Source organism: Veillonella sp. 3_1_44, assembly GCF_000163715.1.
GTDB classification, from domain to species: domain Bacteria; phylum Bacillota; class Negativicutes; order Veillonellales; family Veillonellaceae; genus Veillonella; species Veillonella parvula_A.
Genome location: NZ_GG770200.1, coordinates 22,139 through 45,398 on the forward strand (window position 1 = coordinate 22,139; position 23,260 = coordinate 45,398).

Annotated in this window: 6 protein-coding genes; all 6 read right to left on the reverse strand. The window is 41.1% G+C overall.

Annotated features, from left to right (window positions below):
- Window positions 1-33: 33 nt before the first annotated feature.
- The 6 genes from HMPREF0873_RS03935 to HMPREF0873_RS03960 all read right to left on the reverse strand — a co-directional run bounded on the left by HMPREF0873_RS03935 (window position 34) and on the right by HMPREF0873_RS03960 (window position 23,106).
- Window positions 34-6,135, reverse strand: coding sequence for an ESPR-type extended signal peptide-containing protein (locus HMPREF0873_RS03935; RefSeq protein WP_008714472.1), 6,102 nt, complete (start codon window positions 6,133-6,135; stop codon window positions 34-36).
- Window positions 6,136-7,004: 869 nt separating this feature from the next.
- Window positions 7,005-7,067, reverse strand: coding sequence for a hypothetical protein (locus tag HMPREF0873_RS10130; RefSeq protein WP_353734512.1), 63 nt, complete (start codon window positions 7,065-7,067; stop codon window positions 7,005-7,007).
- A 151-nt stretch (window positions 7,068-7,218) separates the two neighbouring features.
- On the reverse strand, window positions 7,219-7,863 hold the full coding sequence (locus HMPREF0873_RS03945) for a hypothetical protein (RefSeq protein WP_008714476.1): 645 nt from the start codon (window positions 7,861-7,863) through the stop codon (window positions 7,219-7,221).
- A 106-nt stretch (window positions 7,864-7,969) separates the two neighbouring features.
- Entirely contained in the window at window positions 7,970-13,468 is a 5,499-nt protein-coding gene (locus HMPREF0873_RS03950; protein ID WP_008714477.1) for an ESPR-type extended signal peptide-containing protein, read from the reverse strand.
- Between the two features lie 419 nt (window positions 13,469-13,887).
- The gene (locus HMPREF0873_RS03955; protein WP_008714479.1) at window positions 13,888-14,532 is read right to left on the reverse strand and encodes a hypothetical protein; all 645 of its coding nucleotides are present in this window, start codon (window positions 14,530-14,532) and stop codon (window positions 13,888-13,890) included.
- A gap of 87 nt (window positions 14,533-14,619) precedes the next feature.
- Window positions 14,620-23,106: a YadA-like family protein gene (locus HMPREF0873_RS03960; RefSeq protein WP_008714481.1), complete on the reverse strand. Its 8,487-nt coding sequence runs from the start codon at window positions 23,104-23,106 to the stop codon at window positions 14,620-14,622.
- Between the last annotated feature and the right edge of the window lie 154 nt (window positions 23,107-23,260).

Consider the following 23,260-nt stretch of genomic DNA (forward strand, 5'->3'; position numbering starts at 1 on the left):
ATAAGCACTGCCGTATCAATATGTTATTTCATATTATTTCAAGCCCGCTTGTTGCATCAATAATGCAATTTGTGCTCTCATTTCTTCATTGTCCCGTTGTACTTTTTCGTACTTAGCTTTCAAAGCAGTCATTTCATCTTGCATTACGTACATGGAGCTAATAGGGCCACCTTTGTAACGTTCAGGAACCGCTTTTTTCGCATCGGAAGTACCGAATTTACGAGTTACACCAGCATTCACCATGTTATGGTGGCTACCAACAGATACCCCTACATGGAACATTGTATCTTCTGCTGTGTAATGTGCAACGCCAAGAGCTGCCGCAGTTTCACCTCTGTAATTACCGATACCAGCCATTACTTGAGTTGGTTCCAATGGATCATATTGAATAGGTTTCAATGCAGACATAGCCGCTGCATGTGCGCCTACACGTTGTGTTTCGCCTGCTACGGAGTTAATAGCATTAGCTAAACCGTCTGTAGCACCTTTCAATTGATTTACGTTAACTGCATCAGTGCCGTTTACACCAGGACCTACATTGGTAATTGTATTACCGCCGTTATTGAGGCCATCTTTAGTAAGGCTTACTGCATTACCGCTAGCAGGTGTAATTGTTACACCGCCACCGTTCATAACAGTAGTATTACCTGTAGCATCCTTAGTGGTTACTGTTTCAAGACCCTTCAAGTCTTTCGCCATACGAACCTTAAGGTTGCCAGTACCATCGGATACGACACCCAAATTGTCCTCTGTAGTCAACTTGCTAGCATCAGTAATGCCACCCACTACATTAACTTGTTCGTTAAGCTTTTTCTTGATTACAGAACCGCTATCGCCACCGTATTTCATACCATCGTCTTTAGTTGCCACTTGATGTGTTTTACCATTCTCGTCTTGGTACTTAATACGTGTGATTGCGTTACCGTCTAAGTCTGGATCACCTTTATCAACGGTAATATCCGCATTACGACCGTCTTTACCAGTTAAACCGATATGACCAACACCGTCTTTACCGGACATGGATACAGCATCTTTACCGTCTTTGCCTGTGATACCTACTTTGCCGTCTGTACCGTCAGCACCATTAGGACCTGTAATGGATACGCCGTCCTTACCGTTTTTACCAACTTTTACCTTATCGGTGGTTAAGCTGTCAGTCTTAAGGTCTTTCGCCATCTTGATATTAACATTACCATCTTGGTCGGCTACTGTTTTAATATTTTCGCCGGAGTATTTATCGTCAGACTCTGTACCTTCACCTTTGATAGTAACCTTTTGGCCTAAATCACGGTGGAATTCACCTGTATTACCGGCGAAATTCATACCTTTTTTCGTGATTTCATCACCTAGGTTATTAATCTTGTTATCCAAGGATTTGTGAGATTTTTGCAATTGATCTTCTGTAGCAGCACGACCGCTTGTGATGTTGTCAGGATCCCAATCTTTGTTTTCTAGACCTGTCACATAACCGTCTTTACCATCAACAGACACTTTACCTGCCGCAATCTTACCATCTTTACCATCAATAGTTACCTTGTCACCAGCTTTAATGGTACCGTTTTCACCGTCAATTGTTACATTGCCAGCTTTAATCGTGCCTTTATTGCCATCGATTGTAACTTTATCACCAGCCTTGATGGTACCTGTAGTACCGTCCATCGCGATTTGTTTCGTAGCATCAGAGCCCAATGTCACTTGATCTTTAAGACTTACTTCATAGTTCTTGGAACCATTCGCATTGGTGCTAGGTGTCACAGTAATATTATTACCTGCAGATACCGTTGTAGATGCAGCTGCTGTAGCTTTATCCAATTGAGATTTATTAACTGCATCGTTAGGGTCCGTGCCATCAGCAACATTCGTAATCTTGTTACCGCCGTTATTTAAGCCGTCTTTTGTAAGACTTACTGCATCGCCACCAGCACGATTGATGGTCATGCCATCACCATTGATAACAGTATTATTGCCGCCGTTTGTGAAAGTAGCAGACGTCAAGCCTTTCAATTCTTTCGCCAAGCGCAATTTCAATGTATCGGAACCGTCGGAAACTACACCGATGTTATCTTCAGCAGCTAATTTGCTTTCATCGGAGATACCACCCTTAACATTCACTTGATTGTTAAGTTTCTTTTTAATTACATTACCTGTATCGCCGCCATACATCATACCATCATCAAGGGTTGCAAGCGTATGTGTATTGCCGTCTTTATCTTCAGTCACTAAACGGTTAATGCTTGTACCATCTACACCGTTTTTAGCGTCGCCACCTTTAAGTGTAACGCCGTCTTGACCGTTTTTACCGGCAATTGCCACACTATCAGCTTTGAGGTTTTTATTCATCTTCACATCGATAGTTGTATTACCATCTTGATCTTGTGTGATGAAAGTTTTAAGGTTTTCACCGCTGTAGTTAGCATCAGCATCAGCACCTTCACCCTTAACAGTAACCGTAGAGCCAAGTTTATTAGTTTTTACGCCACCACTGTTAGCGTCGAATTTTAAACCTTTATTAGTTAATGCGTCTTCGCTATCTTTGATTCTATCTTTCAAGTAATCCACATTAACCGCTTCGCTGCCATCGTTGCCTGTAGCATATGCCACGTTTGTTACGTGAGTACCACCAGTTTTATTAGCATAAGGAGAACCTTCATAAGTTACTTTTGTCTTATCAACGGCACCATTATTGTCCAAGTCATACTTAACAGCACGATCATTCAATTTATCAAGGCTAGATTTAGACGCAACGTCCTTAATCTTAACGGTTTCTTTTGTACCTGCATGGTTTTTGTCCTCTACAGTCAAGTCAACATCACCGTTAGAATCAACTGTATAAGCACCATCTGCAGCAGCTGCATTTTTTACCAAACGATAATCTGTAGCAGCAGCACCTTGCTTATTAATAACTTCACTAATCTTTTTCAATTGATCTTCTGTAGCAGCGCGACCGCTTACAGGATTAGATGTATTCACATCCCAATCTTTATTATCAAGACCAGTTACATAGTTGTTAGAATCAGCGTGTTTACCCATTGTTACACCGCCGGCTTTCACAGTATCTGTAGCCGTCAATGTTTGAACATTAAGATTTTTGTTCAATTTAACGCCGATTGTAGTATCATCGCCGGTTTGCGTAATTTCAGTAGTAATATTACCATCACCATTTACTGTTACTTTAGAACCAAGTTTGTTCGTTTTTACATCGTTATTATCAGCATCGAAACGAAGGCCCTTGTTGATAAGTTCATTTTTAGCATCGTGCAATTGACCGCCGTTGACTGCATCTTTGGAATTAGCAGACACATCCCCGTTAGCAACATTCGTTACCTTTTGGTCATTTGCATTGATACCTGTTGGAGATACATATGTTTTACCACCTACAGTCAAACCGCTGTTGTTGATAGTAGTACCACCAGCTGTAACGCTATCTAAACCGCTTAACGTTTTCGCCAATTTCACATTCAATGTGCCATTGCCATCAGATTCAACACCGATATTACCGTCGGATAATGTGCCTGTTGCACCGCCTTTGACAGACAGTTTTTCACCTAATTTTTTATTGATAACTGCACCGGAGTCACCATCAAAGTTCAAACCTTTATCAATAGCAGTTTTATTAGTGTTAACTTTATCATTAACCTTTTTCAACTGATCTTCTGTAGCACCGCGACCGGATACAGCCACAGGATTATCTACATTCCAATCTGTATTTGTAAGGCCTGTTACATGACCAGCATCACCGTCTACAGTTACAGGGTTTGCAGTACCTACGGTAATTTTATTGCCTAAACCAACAGTATATTCCTTACCGCCTGCTGCATTTGTACTTTCTGTTACAGTTACATTCGCATCCTTTGCTTTTACAGTGGATGCTTTAGCTGTACCGCCGATAGCAGCTTGTAATTGACTATAGTTAACTGCATCATTAGGGTCGCTACCATTAGCAACATTAGTAATCTTTTGATTATTCGCATTGAGACCTGTTGTAGATACATAGTTCTTACCACCTACAGTCAAGCCACCATTATCAATCTTGGTATTACCAGCTGTAACGCTGTCCAAGCCAGTCAATGTTTTAGCTAATTTCACATTTAATGTGCCATTGCCATCGGAGTCAACACCGATATTACCGTCAGATAATGCGCCTATAGCACCGCCTTTAACAGTTACAGTATCACCTAATTTTCTATTACTTACAGTACCTGTATCACCAGCAAAGTTTAAGCCTTTATTAATTGTCGTATTAATTGTTGAAATATCTTGCTTATTTTTAGCGATATCAGTTTTGTTATTAGCAATATCGCCAGCATTTTTTGTGATATTTTGCTTATTAGTATTGATATCCCCAGTATTTTTATCGATGTCAGCTTTATTGGTATTAACTTTATCGTTTACCTTTTTCAACTGATCTTCTGTAGCAGCGCGGCCGGATACAGCTACAGGATTATCTACATTCCAGTCTTTATTTTGAAGGCCTGTTACATGGCCTGTAGTACCATTAATCGTTACAGGGTTCGCTGCACCTATTGTAACGGTGTTACCCAAAGTCATATTAATAGTTGTATCACCATTAGCTTGTGTAATTGCGGCATTAATATTGTTGCCGTCACCTTTGATGGTAACTTTAGAACCTAATAGATTATTTTTCGTGCCACCTGTATTAGCATCAAAGTTAAGGCCTTTATCTATTGTGTCTTTATTGAATTTAATAGCATCGTGAATCGTGCCTTTACCTGTGTTACCGATATTGCTCATCGACAAGTTACCCGTATCAGGGTCAAGCGCTGCATTGCCACCTAAAATGCCTTTTGTAGTACTTGCCAAATTACCTAAAGTATTAGCAACACCATATAATTGGCTACCGTTGATTGCATCTGTAGATTGTGCATTCACACGACCGGCAGCTACATTTGTAATGGTACGTTTTACCGTATCGCTACCTACACTGATTGTGGAATCAGCAGAACCGCCGGCATAGTTTTTATACCATAAACCATTTACCAATTGATTTGGTGTGCTTACTGTAGCATCAGTCTTGGAGTTAGCACCTAGTGCAACGGAACGTTCATGTGCAGCATTAGCAGATACACCTAATGCCATAGAGTTTGTTTGCTCAGCTTTACTGCTTAAACCTAATGCTACAGCACCTACCGCACCAGTAGATGTAGAAGATTGCACACCTATTGCTAGGGAATTACCACCAGATGCAACAGAACCATCACCAGCCGCGATATCAGCGTAGCCATTTGTAGTACTACCCCAACCGAGTGCAGTAGAGTGAGAGCTATTAGTTGTAGCATTCGTCCCCAATGCAGAAGAGCCCTGTTTCAAAGCTTTAGAGCCATTACCGATAGCTACCGCCCAATCACCTCTAGATTGAGAACCGTTACCTATAGAAACCGCACCACCACCACTGGATTTCGCATCATTACCGAACGCCATGGAAGAACCACCATAAGCACGTGCATTGGAACCGAAGGCTTGGTCATTAGGAAGACCTATCAATTTATTGGTTTCATCATAGCCGGCACGCGCATTATTACCAAGAGCAAAACCATTAAGAGATGCCACGCGTGTTTCATTACCTAATGCTACACTGTTATTGGTAATCGAACGAGAGTTATGACCGATAGTTACAGCTTGTGCACCATCAGCACTAGTACCGGAACCAACAGCAATTGCATTAACAACCTTGGTCGTTGCACCTTGACCGATGGCGATACCACCTGTTCTTTGATCTGCTGGAACATCTGCCCCTTTGGCAACATCAACAGTTACAGTTGCACCTTGTCCGATAGCAATACCGCTCTGTGTTTTACCTTCATCAGTATCACCTCTACCTACAGATGCATTAGTACCGATTGAAATACTATAGTCACCCTTAGATGCCGTATTATCACCGATAGCAATACCACCGTCATTTTCAGCTTGTGCACCGTTACCTCTTGTAATAGGTGCCCCTAAGGCATCGGTAGGCATCATAACGCCTGTCAGCATAACGGCAACTGCTGTAGCACCTACCATTTTAGAGAATACAACCGACAAAGAGGAACGTTTCGTCATGTTTTTTGCTGTTTCTGCCACAACGACATAGCAGCCCTTTGTGCGATTCCAAATCACTTTAAATACTCGATTCATTAATCTTTCTCCTATAAAACTTATAAAACTTACTAACTAACTATTTACATATTTAATGAAATAACAATGATGGATCGATGATGTATTGAGAATTCATCGATATTCTTGAATGTGTATATCTAAAATACCACATATTACAGGAAAAGTAAACTTTTTTTCATTTTATTTTCATAAAACTTTTGTGTTTAAGTTATTAATAATTTCGATATAATTAAATATACTGAATATTCTGCATAAACACTGTATTTTTTTAACTATTATTCACCTACTTTCATAAATAATACCAAACTCTCCATAATTATGTGCCAATATCACATCATATATAACCAATTTATTTTCTCTTCATCATTCTGATTTATGATAGACCATATAATAGAATGATATCTTTTCATAAACGGATATCGTACAGTGTTTCTGCCATTTTGACTCAATGTACGTACACAATTACTACATACCTACTTAAGCCAATTAACTATTGCACAATCAATAAAGGTAGCATTTTATTATATAGTAAAAGGAATGACAGGTGAAATTCAAATCGCCTTCATTCCTTTTTTTATTCCAAGTCCCTCTAAAGGCGTATCGGCGGGCTTTATAGGCTTTATAGAAATAGAGCATATGTGTATAAAAACAATTTATACGATTACTCCATGTGTTTTTTAATTTTTATTGTTATACTGAAAGCAGAAAGGAGGAAGAAATCTATGTCAGAACTCAATATCTTACAACAAAATATAGATAAACCAAATACGGTTACCGAAGAAGATATCGTAGTTACACGAGATAATCAAACTTTCACAATCAAAGGTCGCTTTAATGGGGAAGAAGGCGTATTCACATATGATGCGGACGTTCAACCTAACGATCAGTTACAATTTCTGCATCACAACTTTACGGCCATCGTAAAAAAAATTACATATAAGGTGATTCAAGGTCAGCGAATCACATTGATTGCAAAATTATATGCATAAAAATATCGGGGTATTGTTAATACAAACAACACCCCGATATTTTTTATCGGTCATACAATTATAAGAAATACAACACAACAACACTTAATTCTTATAATTGGATAATCTAAAATTATTGAATTGTTGGTGCATTAATCGCTTTACGAAGATCCACTGTGTGAAGTTCGTCCATCGCAGGAACTGCTTTTTCATCCACAGGTTTCACGCGATTATTGCCGTCTTTCATAGCTTCGTTCAAGCTGAAGATCACCATTTCGTTCATGTAGAAACGCAATTCATCATCATGTACATTGGCTGTATTGCGATCCAAGATATCGATGATTTGTTGCGCATAGTCCAATTTAGCGTCTTCAGATACAGTCGCATGTTCTGTAAAGAACTGTTTATAATCGTTATACAAACGATCCAACGCTAAACGACCATAGCTATCATTTTTATAACGATGGCTCACGATGTACCAGCTACGACGAACGTTCATGTAGTACAACACATTATTACGGTAACGTTCTTGACCGGTCATAACACGAGAATCGTCCATGATACGTTTACCCTTTTGGTCCAATTGGAATTGTGTAAAAGCATTCACTACGTCGCGAACTTCTTCGCTAGGTACAGGAACTGCAACTTCCGCTTCAATTACGTTTAATGGTTCAGCCGGTTGTTCTGGCATCATCAATCGATCTTGAGCCGCATCCGCTTGACCTACCGCGCATACACAAGCAAGTGCCAATACAGGCATAAATGTTTTGAATTTCATAAATCCTCCTAATGATGAGCCGTCCCCCGAAGGGCGGCTTTCATATTCCTTACATGATTCTTACATGACTAGAGTATACTAAATAACCCATTTAATCAAGTCAAATTTACTTTGTAAGCCCTGCTTGTTGCATCAACAATGCAATTTGAGCCTTCATTTGTTCATTATCTTCCTTCACAGAGGATAATTCATCAATACGTTGTTGCATACGTGCATTATCAGCCTTCACAGAAGACAATTCGTTAAGGCTTTCTTGCATGCGTGCATTTTCAGCTTTCAATGCTATTACCTCATCTTGCAACACATAAACAGAGCTGATAGGGCCACCTTTATAACGTTCTGGAATCGCTTTCTTCGCATCGGAGTTACCGAATTTGTGAGTTACACCAGCATTCACCATATTATGATGACCACCAACAGATACGCCTACATGGAACATTGTGTCTTCTGCAGAGTAATGTGCAACACCTAACGCCGCCGCAGTTTCACCTCTGTAATTACCAACACCAGCCATTACTTGAGTTGGCTCCAATGGATCGTATTGAATTGGTTTCAACGCAGCCATAGCCGCTGCATGTGCGCCTACACGTTGTGTTTCGCCCGCTACAGCATTGATTGCATTCGCCATCTTATCTGTTGCACCTTTTAATTGATTTACGTTAACCGCATCAGTGCCGTTTACACCAGCCGCAACATTGGTAATTGTATTACCACCGTTGTTGAGACCATCTTTAGTAAGGCTTACAGCATTACCGCTAGCAGGTGTAATTGTTACACCTCCACCGTTCACAACTGTGGTGTTGCCCGCAGCGTCCTTAGTGGTTACTGTTTCAAGACCTTTCAAGTCTTTAGCCATACGAACCTTGAGATTACCAGTACCGTCGGATACGACACCTAAATTATCTTCTGTAGTCAACTTGCTAGCATCAGTAATACCGCCGATAACGTTTACTTGTTCATTAAGCTTTTTGTTAATCACCGCACCGCTATCGCCACCGTATTTCATACCATCGTCTTTAGTTGCCACTTGGTGGGTTTTACCATTTTCGTCTTGGTATTTAATACGCGTGATTTCGTTGCCTTCGATATCAGGGTCACCTTTTTCAACAGAGATATCAGCACTGCGACCGTCCTTACCATTAAGACCGATGTGACCTACACCGTCTTTGCCGGACATGGATACAGCATCTTTGCCGTCTTTACCAGCGATACCTACCTTGCCGTCTGTGCCATTCGTCGCATCTGGGCCTGTGATGGATACGCCATCTTGACCATCTTTACCAACTTTAATAGTCCCTTTATCACCGTCGATTTCAACCTTGTCGCCAGCTTTGATTGTTCCTGTATTGCCATCGATAGCGATTTGTTTCTTTGGATCGGAGCCCAATGTTACTTGGTCTTTAAGACTTACTTCATAGTTTTTGGAACCATTCGGATTGTCGCTTGGCGTAACCTTAATATTATCGCCCGCTGTTACCGTCGTAGTCGCAGCAGCTGCAGCTTGATCTAGTTGAGATTTATTAACTGCATCAGTTGGAGCTGTACCAGCAGCTACATTAGTAATCTTGTTGCCACCGTTATCCAAACCATCTTTAGTTAGGCTCACAGGGTTACCGCTAGCAGGTGTAATCTTCATGCCGCCGCCATTCACAACCGTAGTATTGCCTGCAGCATCTTTAGTTGTTACTGTTTCAAGACCTTTTAAGTCTTTTGCCATACGAACCTTGAGGTTATTGCTACCATCGGATACGACACCTAAATTGTCTTCAGTAGTCAACTTGCTAGCATCAGTAATGCCACCGATTACGTTTACTTGTTCGTTAAGCTTTTTGTTGATCACCGCACCACTATCGCCACCGTATTTCATACCATCGTCTTTGGTTGCCACTTGGTGTGTTTTACCATTTTCGTCTTGGTATTTAATACGCGTGATTTCGTTGCCTTCAATATCAGGGTCACCTTTTTCAGCAGTAATATCCGCACTACGGCCGTCCTTACCATTAAGACCGATGTGACCTACACCGTCTTTGCCGGACATGGATACAGCTTCTTTACCGTCTTTACCAGTAATGCCTACCTTGCCATCTGTGCCGTTCGCACCATCTGGACCTGTGATAGATACACCATCCTTATTATCACCTTTGCCAACTTTTACAGATTCAGCTTTAAGATTTTTGCTCATCTTCACGTCAATGGTCGTGTTGCCTGTTGCTGCATCTTGTTTGATGAAAGTCTTGATATTTTCACCGCTATAATCGCTATCAGCAGCTTTACCTTCACCTTGTACGATTACTGTAGAACCTAATTTACTAGTTTGTACACCGCCTACATTGGCATCAAATTTAAGACCTGTTGCCGTTTGATTTGCCAAAGCTTGTTTCAATTGGTCTTCTGTTGCGGCACGACCAGATACAACATTACCTGGATCCCAAGTCTTATTATCAAGACCTGTAATATAGTTGCCTGTATTACCAGGATTCGCACCATCAGCTTGTTTACCCATTGTTACGTCCCCTGCTTTCACAGTGTCTGTAGCCGTAACAGATGTAACATTAAGATTTTTGTTTAATTTAAGAGCAATTTTAGTATCATCACCAGTTTGAGTAATTTCTGTAGTGATATTATCATCACCGTTTACAGTTACTTTAGATCCTAATTTATTTGTTTTTTCATCGTCATTATCCGCGTTAAAACGAAGGCCTTTATTGATAAGGTCAGTTTTAGTATTATCAATTTTATTATTTAAATCATTCTTGGCATTTGTAATTTGGTCACCAAGATCTTGCTTAACTTGATGTAATTGACCACCGTTAACTGCATCTTTAGAGTTTGGAGCCACGTCGCCGTTAGCAACATTCGTTACCTTTTGGTCGTTTGCATTGATACCGTTTGGAGATACATAATTCTTACCACCTACGGTCAAACCGCCGTTATTGATGGTAGTATCACCAGCTGTAACGCTATCCAAACCTGTCAATGTCTTAGCCAATTTCACATTCAATGTACCAGTACCATCGGATACAACACCGATATTGTTGTCAGACAATGTGCCTGTAGCACCGCCTTTAACGGCAACAGTATCACCCAATTTCTTATTGATTGTCGCACCGGAGTCACCGTCAAAGTTCAAACCTTTTTCAATAGTTTTATTGATTGTAACTATATCGCCAGCGTTCTTTGCGATATTTTGCGTATTATTAGCAATATTACCGGCATTTGTTGTGATATTTTGTTTGTTATCAGCGATAGCTTGTTTATTTTTATTGATTTGATCCTTATTGGTATTAACTGTATCGTTAACCTTTTTCAACTGATCTTCTGTAGCCGCGCGACCAGGAACAGCTACAGGATTGTCTACATTCCAATCTGTATTTTGAAGACCTGTAACATGGCCTGCATTACCATCTACAGTTACAGGATGTGCAGTACCAACATTAATTGTATTGCCTAATCCAACAATATATTCCTTACCACCTGCTACATTTGTACCTTCTGTTACAGTTACATTTGCATCTTTTGCTTTCACAGTAGGCGCTTTATCGATAGAGTTAATCGCATTTTGTAATTGACCATAGTTAACCGCATCATTAGAGTTAGTCCCATCAGCTACATTGGTGATCTTTTGATTATTCGCATTGATACCGTTTGGAGATACATAGTTTTTACCATCTACGGTCAAACCGCCGTTATTGATAGTAGTGCCGCCAGCTGTAACGCTGTCCAAACCAGTCAATGTTTTAGCCAATTTAATATTTAGCGTATCAGTGCCATTGGAAACAACACCGATATTGTTATCTGTCAATTTAGTTACATCAGTCACGCCGCCCACAACATTAGTTTGTTCGCCTAGTTTACGCGTGAATTTATTATCTGCAGCTGCCGCAGCTTTTACATCGCCTGCATAGGATACGCCTTTTTCTACTTCCGTTTTAACTGCAAACAATTGGCTACCATTGATAGCATCAGTGGATGTAGCAGAAATACGACCGGCCGCTACATTAGTAACAGTCCGTTCCATACCTGCCTTACCTACGCTTACTGTGGAAGCAGGGTTTGTGCCTGCAAAGTTATGAGTTACCCCATTGATTGTGGCAGAAGAAGTAGCCACAGCCGCTGCTGTTTCAGAGCCATTACCGATGGCTACGGCATTGTCATTGGCTACTTTTGTATTATTACCAAGAGCTAAACCGTTAGCCCCTGTTACAGTAGCACTGTTACCTAAAACCATGCCATTATCTGCGGAAATAGTCGAGTTACTACCTACTACATACGAATTATCTGTTGTAATGGTATTCTTATAACCGAACGCACCAGCTGTATTACCTTTAACTGTACCAGCAGTAACCTTTTTAATTTTATCGCCATTAGACTCTGTAGTTTCAGTAACAGTAGCCGTCCCTACTGTATTTTCACTACCGATAGCGTATGCATTATTACCATACACCTTATTGCCTCTACCTAGAGCACCTGCAGCGGAACCAGATAGAGTGGCATTCGTCATATCAAAGCCTACTATATTCGCATCGCCGAGGGATGTGGATTTCTCACCATACGCACCGGCTTGGCTACCGATAGCAAGAGAGTTATTCCCCCAGCTACGAGCCATAGCACCAATAGCGGAACTAGCCACACCTTTTGACAAGGAGTTAGCACCGATAGCATTAGAACCCGTGCCTAAAGACTGTGTCATCATACCAATAGCAAGGCTTGCATTTCCGATAGAAGCAGTATTTACATAGTTCTTACTATCATTAAGCCCTGCTGTACCCAATCCACTTGGATATAATGCAGCCACTTCACGATTAAAGTTTTTTTGCGTACCTGGCACCGATAAATCAGGAATAGCCTTATATAAATCAGGCTTTGCCTGATCGATATCATCACCGCCGATAGCGATAGAAGACTGACCAATAGATCTTACATCACCACCGATAGCCACAGATTGTGTGCCATATACCTTCGCTACGCTACCGATAGCTACAGATTGTGAAAACAGCTGTCCGTCACCATCAACAGTAGCATTCTTTCTAATTATATTAGCTTCCGCTGCAGCACCGATAACCACGTCACCACGAGAACCGTAAGAAGCGGCTTCTGCACCCATTACAACTGCACCGGATCCAGGTTGTTGATGATACTTGGAAATCGTGCTCTTCGCTTGACGACCTATTACAATATCACCATTTTCCTTTGCCACAGACCCTTGACCGATAGCAATAGTACCCGCAGGATATGGAACCTTCACTCGTTGTTGACCTTCAGCCTTCGCACCATTACCGATGGCAATACCATTTTCACTTGTTGCTAATGTAGCCGCGTCATTACCTATCGCCACAGACTTAGCACCTGCGGATTTTGCATTATCGCCGACTGCCACGCTATTGCTACCAGTAGCAGCAGCGCCAGGGCCTTGTACTACATTTGCTTCTGCAATTCCCGATACTAAACAACCCGTAATAGCAAACGCGCATAAAGCCGCACGAAAAGTAATGCTCGTTCTTGCAGAATTCACACTAGCTTTACCGCCACCGCTCTTAACTAACTCAGATACTACAACGTAGCAATTTTTAGCTTTACTCCAAATTACATTATAAATTCGATTCATGTTATTCCTTTCTCACCGAACTACCGGACTTGCCGATTACGCATTATGTTTATAGCCTCATATAAAAAAGTAAAATAAAAGAAGAAGTAATAGATATAAAAAATCATCTACACTTCTAACATAAAACAATAGTACTCAATACTATAGTTTAAGTACTATTACGTATATCTTTTCCTATAAGATACTCACTCTAGCGACTACTATATCAAAAATATTCAATATTGTAAACAACTTTTTCATGTTTCATTCATTTTTATAGTTTATTTAATAGATTTAAAAAATAAGATAGAAATTCTTCATCTTTTCTATATATTTATGGAATTAAATTTACATATTCACATACAAAAGATTTAGTCTATGTATGACAAAAGCCGAGGCAGTTTGTGCCTCGGCTTTCGTAATATGATATATTCTAGATTTTATTGAATTGTAGGTGCATTAATCGCTTTGCGAAGGTCCACTGTGTGAAGTTCGTCCATCGCAGGAGCTACTTTTTCATCTACAGGTTTTACACGATTATTGCCGTCTTTCATGGCTTCGTTCAAGCTGAAGATCACCATTTCATTCATGTAGAAACGCAATTCATCATCATGTACATTGGCCGTATTGCGATCCAAGATATCGATGATTTGTTGCGCATAGTCCAATTTAGCATCTTCAGATACAGTCACATGTTCTGTAAAGAACTGTTTGTAATCGTTGTACAAACGATCTAACGCCATGCGCGCATAGCTGTCATTTTTATAACGATGGCTCACGATGTACCAGCTACGACGAACGTTCATATAATACAATACATTATTGCGGTACCGTTCTTGCCCCTTCATAACGCGAGAGTCGTCCATGATATATTTGCCTTTTTGATCCAATTGGAATTGTGTAAAAGCATTCACTACGTCACGAACTTCTTCGCTAGGTACAGGAATGGCCACTTCTGCTTCAATTACGTTTAATGGTTCAGCTGGTTGTTCCGGCATCATCAATCGATCTTGAGCCGCATCCGCTTGACCTACCGCGCATACATAAGCCAGTGCCAATACAGGCATAAATGTTTTGAATTTCATACTTCCTCCTTATGATGAGCCGCCCCGGAAAGGGCGGCTTTCACAATCCTTACATGAGTGGTTAAGAACTCGAATATTCAGATTCGATTATTTTGTAAGACCTGCTTGTTGCATCAACAATGCGATTTGAGCTTTCATTTCTTCATTATCGCGTTGTACTTGATCGTATTTAGCAGTTAACTCTAGATCATGTTGTTTCATACGTTCATTTTCAGCTTTCAATGCAGTCACTTCATCCTGCAATACATACGCGGAGCTGATAGGGCCGGCCTTATAACGTGCAGGAACCGCTTTCTTCGCATCGGAAGTACCGAATTTGTAGGATACGCCCGCATTAATCATGTTGTCATGACCGCCAAGAGATACGCCCATATGGAACATTGTAGATTCATTAGTATAGTGCGCCACGCCTACAGCTGCAGCGGTGCTGCCTTTATAATGACCTACAGCAGCCAATACTTGAGTTGGTTCCAATGGATCATATTGTAATGGTTTGAGGCCAGAAATAGCTGCACTAGTAGCACCTACATCAGCGATTTTACCATCCACGCTACGCATAGCACTGCTCAATTGATTTACGTTAACCGCATCAGTACCATCTACACCAGGGCCTACATTAGTAATTCTATTACCACCGTTATTGAGGCCGTCTTTAGTAAGACTTACAGCATTACCTTGAGCAGGTGTAATTGTCATACCGCCACCGTTCATAACAGTTGTATTACCAGCAGCATCCGTAGTCGTTACGGACTCAAGACCTTTCAAGTCTTTAGCCAACTTGATGTTATAGCCATCACCAGCAGCGTTTTTCACAACACCGATATTATTATCTGCCAAACGGTTCACATCAGCACCACCAGTAAGGTTCATAGTATCTCCCAATCCACGAACCACTTTACCGCTATCGCCAAGTTGGTCACCTTGGAATACACGGCCTGTTCTAGCCTTGTTGTTGAAGTCATCATTAACAGCTTTCAATTGATCTTCTGTCGCCGCACGACCAGGAACAGCTACAGGGTTTTCAGGATCCCAAGTTTTGTTATCCAAACCTGTTACGAAGTTGCCTTCTTTACCGTCGGAAGTTTGCTTACCTACAACTACGTCACCGGCTTTCACAGTATTTGCCGTTACAGAACCGTTGTTGCCGTCGATTTTAACTTGATTATCACCTTTACCGGCTGTAATCGTTCCTGCAGAGCCATCCAACTTAACTTCTTTATCGCCATTGCCGGCTGTAACAGTACCTTCGGAACCGTCAATCTTAACTTGTTTTGCTGGGTCTTGACCAAGAGTGATCTTATCGTTCAAGGCCATCTTGATAGCACCGTTATCAACAGAAGTTTTGATATTACCGTCACCTTTTAGGTCAATTGTTTCGCCAAGAGGTTTCTTCACGGAGTTACCGTCTTCTGCTTTAAGACCGAAGCCTGTGGATTTGATGTCTTCAATAGCTGTATGCAATTGACCGCCGTTTACAGCGTCCTTGCTACCAGCGCCAATAGTACCATCAGCTACATTAGTGATCTTCTTATCAGCCGCATCGATACCGTCTTTTGTTACCTTAGGACCGTTTTCGATTGTTAAGCCATCTTTGTTGATAGTAACAGCTTTATTACCACCATCATTGATTTGCAAGCCGTCTTTAGTCAACTTAGTTGCTTCATTAGCGCCGTCCTTGATAGTAACGCCGTTTGTATCCATCTTAGTGTCGCCTGTTGTTACAGTGGTAGCTGTTACAGTGTCTACAGTGATGTCTTTTTTCAATTCTACCTTAACAGCGCCGTCGTCTACGGATGTTTTGATATTCGTGTCATCACCTTTAACTTTAACAGTTTCACCAAGAGCTTTTTTCACAGATTGGCCGTCTTCTGCTTCTAGACCGAAGCCTTTGGATTTAAGGCTTTCAACAGCATCATGCAATTGGCCACCGTTTACAGCGTCTTTGCTATCTTTTGCAACATTACCGTCTTGAACGTTTGTAATTTTATTACCAGCTGCATCGATGCCATCTTTCGTCATGGATGGACCATCAGTAATCTTCACGCCGTCTTTTGTAACAGCTGTCAATGGATTACCTGCTGCATCATTGATAGTCATGCCTGCGCCGTTTACAACGGTTTTACCGTTTGCACCGTTAGCTCCGTTGTTGAAAGTAATGGAGTTCAAGTCTTTAAGGTCTTTTGCCAAACGAACATTGAGGATATTATTTTTGCTGATAACGCCAATATTGTTTTCAGTCAAATCAGCTTCGTTTGTTACGCCGCCCTTAATGTCCAATTGTTCATTAAGTTTTTTCTTAATCACATTACCGGAGTCACCACCGTATGCCATACCATCATCCTTGGTTGCCACTTGATGTGTCTTACCATTTTCATCAGTGTATTTAATACGAGTGATTTCGTTACCGTTGAGGTCCGGATCACCTTTTTCAACAAAAATATCAGCGCTACGGCCGTCTTTACCGTTGAGTCCGATGTGACCTACGCCGTCTTTACCAGAAATAGATACAGCTTCTTTGCCATCCTTACCAGTAACAGCTACCTTGCCGTCTGTACCGTTGTCAGGACCTGTAATGGACACGCCATCCTTACCATCTTTGCCAACCTTCACGGATTCAGCTTTAAGGTTTTTATTCATCTTCACATTGATAGTTGTATCACCAGATGCTGGATCTTGTGTGATGAAAGTTTTAAGGTTTTCACCGCTGTAATCATCGTCAGCTGCAGTGCCTTCACCTTTAATAGTCACTTTGGAGCCAAGCTTGTTAGTTTTTTCGCCGCCTTGGTTAGCATCGAATTTCAAACCTTTATTAGTCAATGCATCCGCACTATCTTTGATTTTGTCATTCAAGTAGTCCACATTAACCGCTTCGCTGCCATCGTTGCCTGTAACATATGCCACATTCGTTACGTGAGTGCCACCTTGTTTGTTGTTATATGCAGGACCTTCGTAAGTTACCTTGGATTTATCAAGGTTACCTGTAGGATCCAAATCATACTTAACAGCGCGGTCATCCAATTTATCAAGTTTGGATTTAGAAGCAATGTCTTTGATTGTAACGGTTTCTGTTTTATCTGGATGATTCTTATCCTGTACAGTCAAGGCTACATCGCCATTCGCATCCACGGTATAGTCACCATTAGAGCCTGCCGCTTGATTTTTAATCAAACGATAATCAGTGGAGTTAGCACTTTGAGCATCCAACGCTTTTTTCAATTGATCTTCTGTTGCGGCACGACCGGATACAATCTTATCTGCATCCCAATCTTTATTATCAAGACCTGTTACATAATTGCCTGTTTCGCTGTCGCCAGCTGCGTTGTTAACAGTTTGACCACCCATAGTAGCGTCGCCTGCTTTCACAGTCTTAGCCGCCGTTACAGAATCAAGATTTTTAAGGTCTTTCGCCAATTGAAGTTCTAATTTGTCAGTGCCATCAGCTTTTACGTTGATGTTGCCGGATGCGCTCTTGAATGTAGTAGACTCAGCTTCAGTTACACCTTCACCTTGTACTTTCACCAAGGAGTTCAATTTTTGTTTATTCACGGTACCAGTGTTGTTACCAGTGAATTGTAAACCGTCTTCCATAGTCGCAACTTGGTGCTCACCGTTGCCGTCAGTGTATACGATACGAGTAAGACCGTTTGTACCGTCTACACCTTTTTCGCCTTTAACACCGGTAGCAGGATCATTGTAACCAGGTTTTACGGATAAGTCGATACCATTAGTACCGTTCACGCCGTTCGTTCCAGCAGGGCCAGTTAAGCCAATGTGGCCTACGCCGTCCTTACCGGAAATAGAAACTGCTTCTTTACCGTTTTTATCAGTAACAGCTACCTTGCCATCTGTGCCATTCGCTGTGTCAGGACCAGTAATGGATACGCCGTCCTTACCATTTTTGCCAACCTTCACAGATTCAGCTTTAAGGTTTTTATTCATCTTCACGTCGATAGTCGTATTGCCTGTCACCGCATCTTGTTTGATGAAAGTTTTGAGGTTTTCACCACTGTAATCAGCGTCAGCTGCAGTGCCTTCACCTTGAATAGTCACTGTAGATCCTAATTTATTAGTTTTTACGCCACCTACATTGGCATCGAATTTGAGACCTGTGTTAATCAAGTCATTCTTGGTATTAGTAATTTGATCGCCAAGGTCTTGTTTTACTTGATGTAATTGACCGCCGTTTACAGCATCTTTAGAACCAGCCGCTACGTTACCATCTTTCAAGTTAGTAATTTTTGTACCGTTAGGACCTTCCAATGTTACTGTGTCATGGCCTGTGTTACCGTCATATTTTACGGAACGATCTTTTACATTATCTAGTTCAGTTTTGGACGCAATATCCTTAATCGTTACAGTTTTAACGTCTTTAGATTTTTCGTCTTTTACTTTCAAATCTACTTGATTGTTTTCAACCTTATAGGAACCGTCTGCCGCGTTGTTCGGATTAGCAATTAAGCGGTAATCTGTAGCACTTGCATTAGCTTTATTAATAGCATCGCTAACCGTTTTCAACTGTTCTTCAGTAGCCGCACGGTTTGGTACATATACAGGATCTGCAATATTCCAAGATGTATTATCTAAACCTGTTACAAAGTTACCAGTTTGGTTAGCACCTTTGTTATCTGCTACCGTATGATTACCTACAGTGGCAGTACCTGCTTTCACAGTGTCGGATGCCGTTACAGATTGCAAGCCTGTCAAGTTTTTCGCCAATTGCAATTGTAATTTTGCATTGCCATCAGCACCAACAGCCACAGAAGTAACACCGATATTATTGCCTGTAGCAAGATCAGAAGCGCTTGTTACGCCACCTGTGATGTCCACTTGTTTGTTAAGTTTAACATTAGATGTAGCACCCATGTCGCCTTTGAATTTAAGACCGTCGTTCAAAGTTGCCACTTCTTCGTTCGTGCCGTCAGGTTTTTGGTACATAATACGAGTTGTAGTCGTGCCAGGAGCGCCGTCTACACCAGGTTGACCGTCACGAGTAACGGAAATGTTAGTTGTTACACCGTCTTTACCGTTAATGCCGATTTTACCGTCCTTACCGTTTGTACCAGTAGCAGTAATCGTTTCTACTGTAAGGTCTTTACCAAGTTTCACATCAATTGTGCTATCGCCGTTAGCATCTTGAGAGATTTCCGTAATGATATTAGAGTTATCCCCTTTAACTGCTACTTTGGAGCCCAATTTATTTGTTTTTTCACCACCTGTATTAGCGTCGAATTTCAAACCTTTATCAATAAGATCTTGTTTAGTTGTATCAATCTTATTGTTTAATTCATTCTTAGTATTTGTGATTTGGTCACCAAGATCTTGCTTAACTTGATGTAATTGACCGCCGTTGACAGCATCTTTAGAACCAGCTGCTACGTTACCGTCCTTCAAGTTAGTGATTTTTGTACCGTTAGCCCCTTCTAATGTTACTGTGTCATGACCTGTGTTACCATCGTATTTCACAGAACGATCTTTTACTTTATCAAGTTCTGTTTTAGACGCAATATCCTTAATTGTCACAGTATTAACTGTACCGGATTTATCGTCCTTCACTTGTAAATCAACTTTATTGTTATCAACCTTATAAGAACCATCTGCCGCATTGTTCGGATTAGTGATTAAACGATAATCAGAAGCACTTGCGTTAGCCGCTTTCACAGCATCACTAACAATCTTAAGTTGATCTTCTGTTGCCGCACGGCCAGATACATAGGCAGGATCAGTTAATGTCCAATTTTTATTGTCCAAACCGGATACAAAGTTACCGTTCTGAGCAGCACTTTTGTTATCTGTTACAGATTGGGTACCCATAGTAGCAGTACCAGCTTTTACAGTTCTTGTAGCAGTTACCGTATTAACATTGATATCTTGACCCAATGCAACCTTAATCGTTGTATCGTCGCCAGTTTGTGTAATTGTAGTGTTGATGTTAGTACCATCACCAGCTACTGTTACCTTGGAGCCTAATTTATTTGTTTTTTCGCCGCCATTATCAGCGTCGAATTTAAGACCTTTATTAATAAGCTCTGTTTTTGTAGTATCAAGTTCTGTTTTAGATGCGATATCCTTGATAGTTACAGTTTTCTTATTCGCAGGGTTTTTAGCATCTTGTACAGTTAAGTCAACTTTATTGCCAGATACAGTGTATGCTTTATCAGCAGCACTGCTATTTTCAACTAATTGATAGTCAGGAGCATCTACGTCAACTTTATATGTTTTATATGTACCGTCAGTACCTTCTGTAATCGTTGTATTTTTACCAGCTACAACTTTTACGGCTTTTTGTGCTTCATCACGAATAACGGATTTACCGCCGTCTGTAATATTGGACAAGTCTTTATTTGCCGCATTGTCGATTTTATTCTTAGTAGCATCAGTCAACGCTACATCGATTGTTTGGTTGTTAACAGATGTCGTAACATAAGAACCATCGCCTTTTACAGTCAATGTTTGGTTATCCAATAAAACGTCATTTTTGCCAGTGTTACCAGCTACTTTCAAATTAACATTGCGCAATTGTGCCACGTTAACAGCGTCAGTATCAGCTGTACCTGCAGCCACATTAGTGATTTGACGAGTTTTTGTACCGCCGTCACCTACGGACACCGCACCCATAGTGGAAGTCAACGCAGCGCCTGTCAATCCGCTATAGCCGTTTGTACGGCTGTCTGCAGTTTTCACATTATAGCCTGCTGTACCTGCTGCAACGGAAGCAACGGAGTTTGCACCCAATGCAACGCCATCATCTACACTGGATTTAGCTTTATAACCGATAGCCGTACTGTTCGTATTAGCTGCAGTCGCATCAGCACCGACAGCTGTCGCGAAATTACCTGCTGCGGAAGTACGTACACCAGCTGCTGTCGCATTATTGCCTGTAGCACCTGTGTTATCGTAGTTCGCATCGGCAGATGTGCCTTTAGCACTGAAGAAATTCGTTTGCGCCGCTTCAACAGCTTCTTTTACCGTATGATACGTGCTGTTCTTGATATTGAAATCAGGCGCTTTATATGTAGAACCATTCGCTTCATAGCCCGTATATGTAGGACCTGCGATGGATTTTGCCAAGTTACTGTTTACAAATTTTAATTGTTTTACATTTGTTGCGTCAGTATCGTTTTCACCACCTGCTACGTTGATGATACGGCGTTCAGAACCTACGTTACCTACCGCAACAACACCGTTTGCAACATTGTTGTTTTGTTGATTAGTGAAAGCAGAGTATCCATTAACCAAGGCACCTCTTACTTCCGTACCAGTACCCAATGCCAAGGAATTATTGGATTCTGCAACAGCATTTGTACCGATAGCCATGGAGTTAGTACCTGTAACAGTAGCACCAAGACCGATAGCTGTCGTATTAGTATTGTTTGCTTTCGCTTCTTTACCGATTGCAATGGCACCATCTTTAGATGCATTAGCCGCACCGCCAAGTGCAAGCGCATCAGCACCCAAGGATTTTGCATTACCACCTAATGCGATAGAGTTGGATAATTTGGCTTGGGAAGAACTACCCATAGCGATAGCATCAGCACCAGCAGCATTAGAGCTACTACCCATGGCAAAGCTGCTTACACCACTTGCATTTGCACTTTTACCCATCGCTACCGCATTTTGTGCGGATGATTGCGCCGTATTACCGATAGCAAAGGCATTCTCTGCACTAGCATTAGCACTATAACCCATAGCTACCGCATTAGCGCCACCAGTACTGGATGAAGAACCGAATGCCATAGAATCATCTGCACCAACTGCAGTACGAGCTTTTGTACCGAAAGCAAGAGAACGAGCCCCTTCTGTTACGGTATTACCATCGCCATTATATTTAGCACTTGGAGTACCATGTTGTTGACCAGGTAATTTTATAGTTTCTGCCGCACCGATTGCAATGGATTGATCCGCTTTTGCTGTAGCGGAGTAACCCATGGCAAAACTACCATTACCCTTTGCCCAGGATGCAGTACCCAATGCTGTGGAGAACTCACCTTCTGCAGCGGATTGACGCATCATAGCCAAAGAGTTAAATCCGCTCGCCTTTGTAGCTGTACCAAGAGCCATAGCAGATGGTGATAAAGCCTGAGCATAATGACCTAAAGCAAAAGAAATACCACCTGTGGCCTGAGCATAGTTACCGATAGCTAAACCGGAATAATAAGTTGGATTACCAGTTTCCTGAATATTTGTATTTTTACCGATAGCAATGCCAGCAAAACTATTTTCTGTATAGTTACCTCTATCTGTACCATTGTACAAATGACTGTTATCAAATGGTGTCAGGTTCCCAGGGTTTTGATAATTGTATAAATAACTACCTTCACTATAAACTACATTACCAGTAGCATAACCAGCGCCATTTACATCATTAATCGTCATAGCAGTATATGTAGCAGCATTAACTGTAGTAATATTACCACCCATTAATAATGCAGCCACCGCCATAATCGCACTCATGCGTGCCCAGGTTGTACCGTTTTGTACGGATTTCACCTTACCGCCACCTGTTTTTACAATTTCAGATACTACAACGTAGCATTTTTTTGTTTTACTCCAAATAACATTATAAATTCGATTCATGATTATCCTTTCTTACCGAAAACTCAGTAAAACACACCACTTGTGTTGCATAATATTGCAAAGATAATAAAAAGAAGAAGTATAAAGATTAATTATCATCTACACTTCTTACACCAAATATTAGTATTCCAAATTACGATCTGAATACTATAAT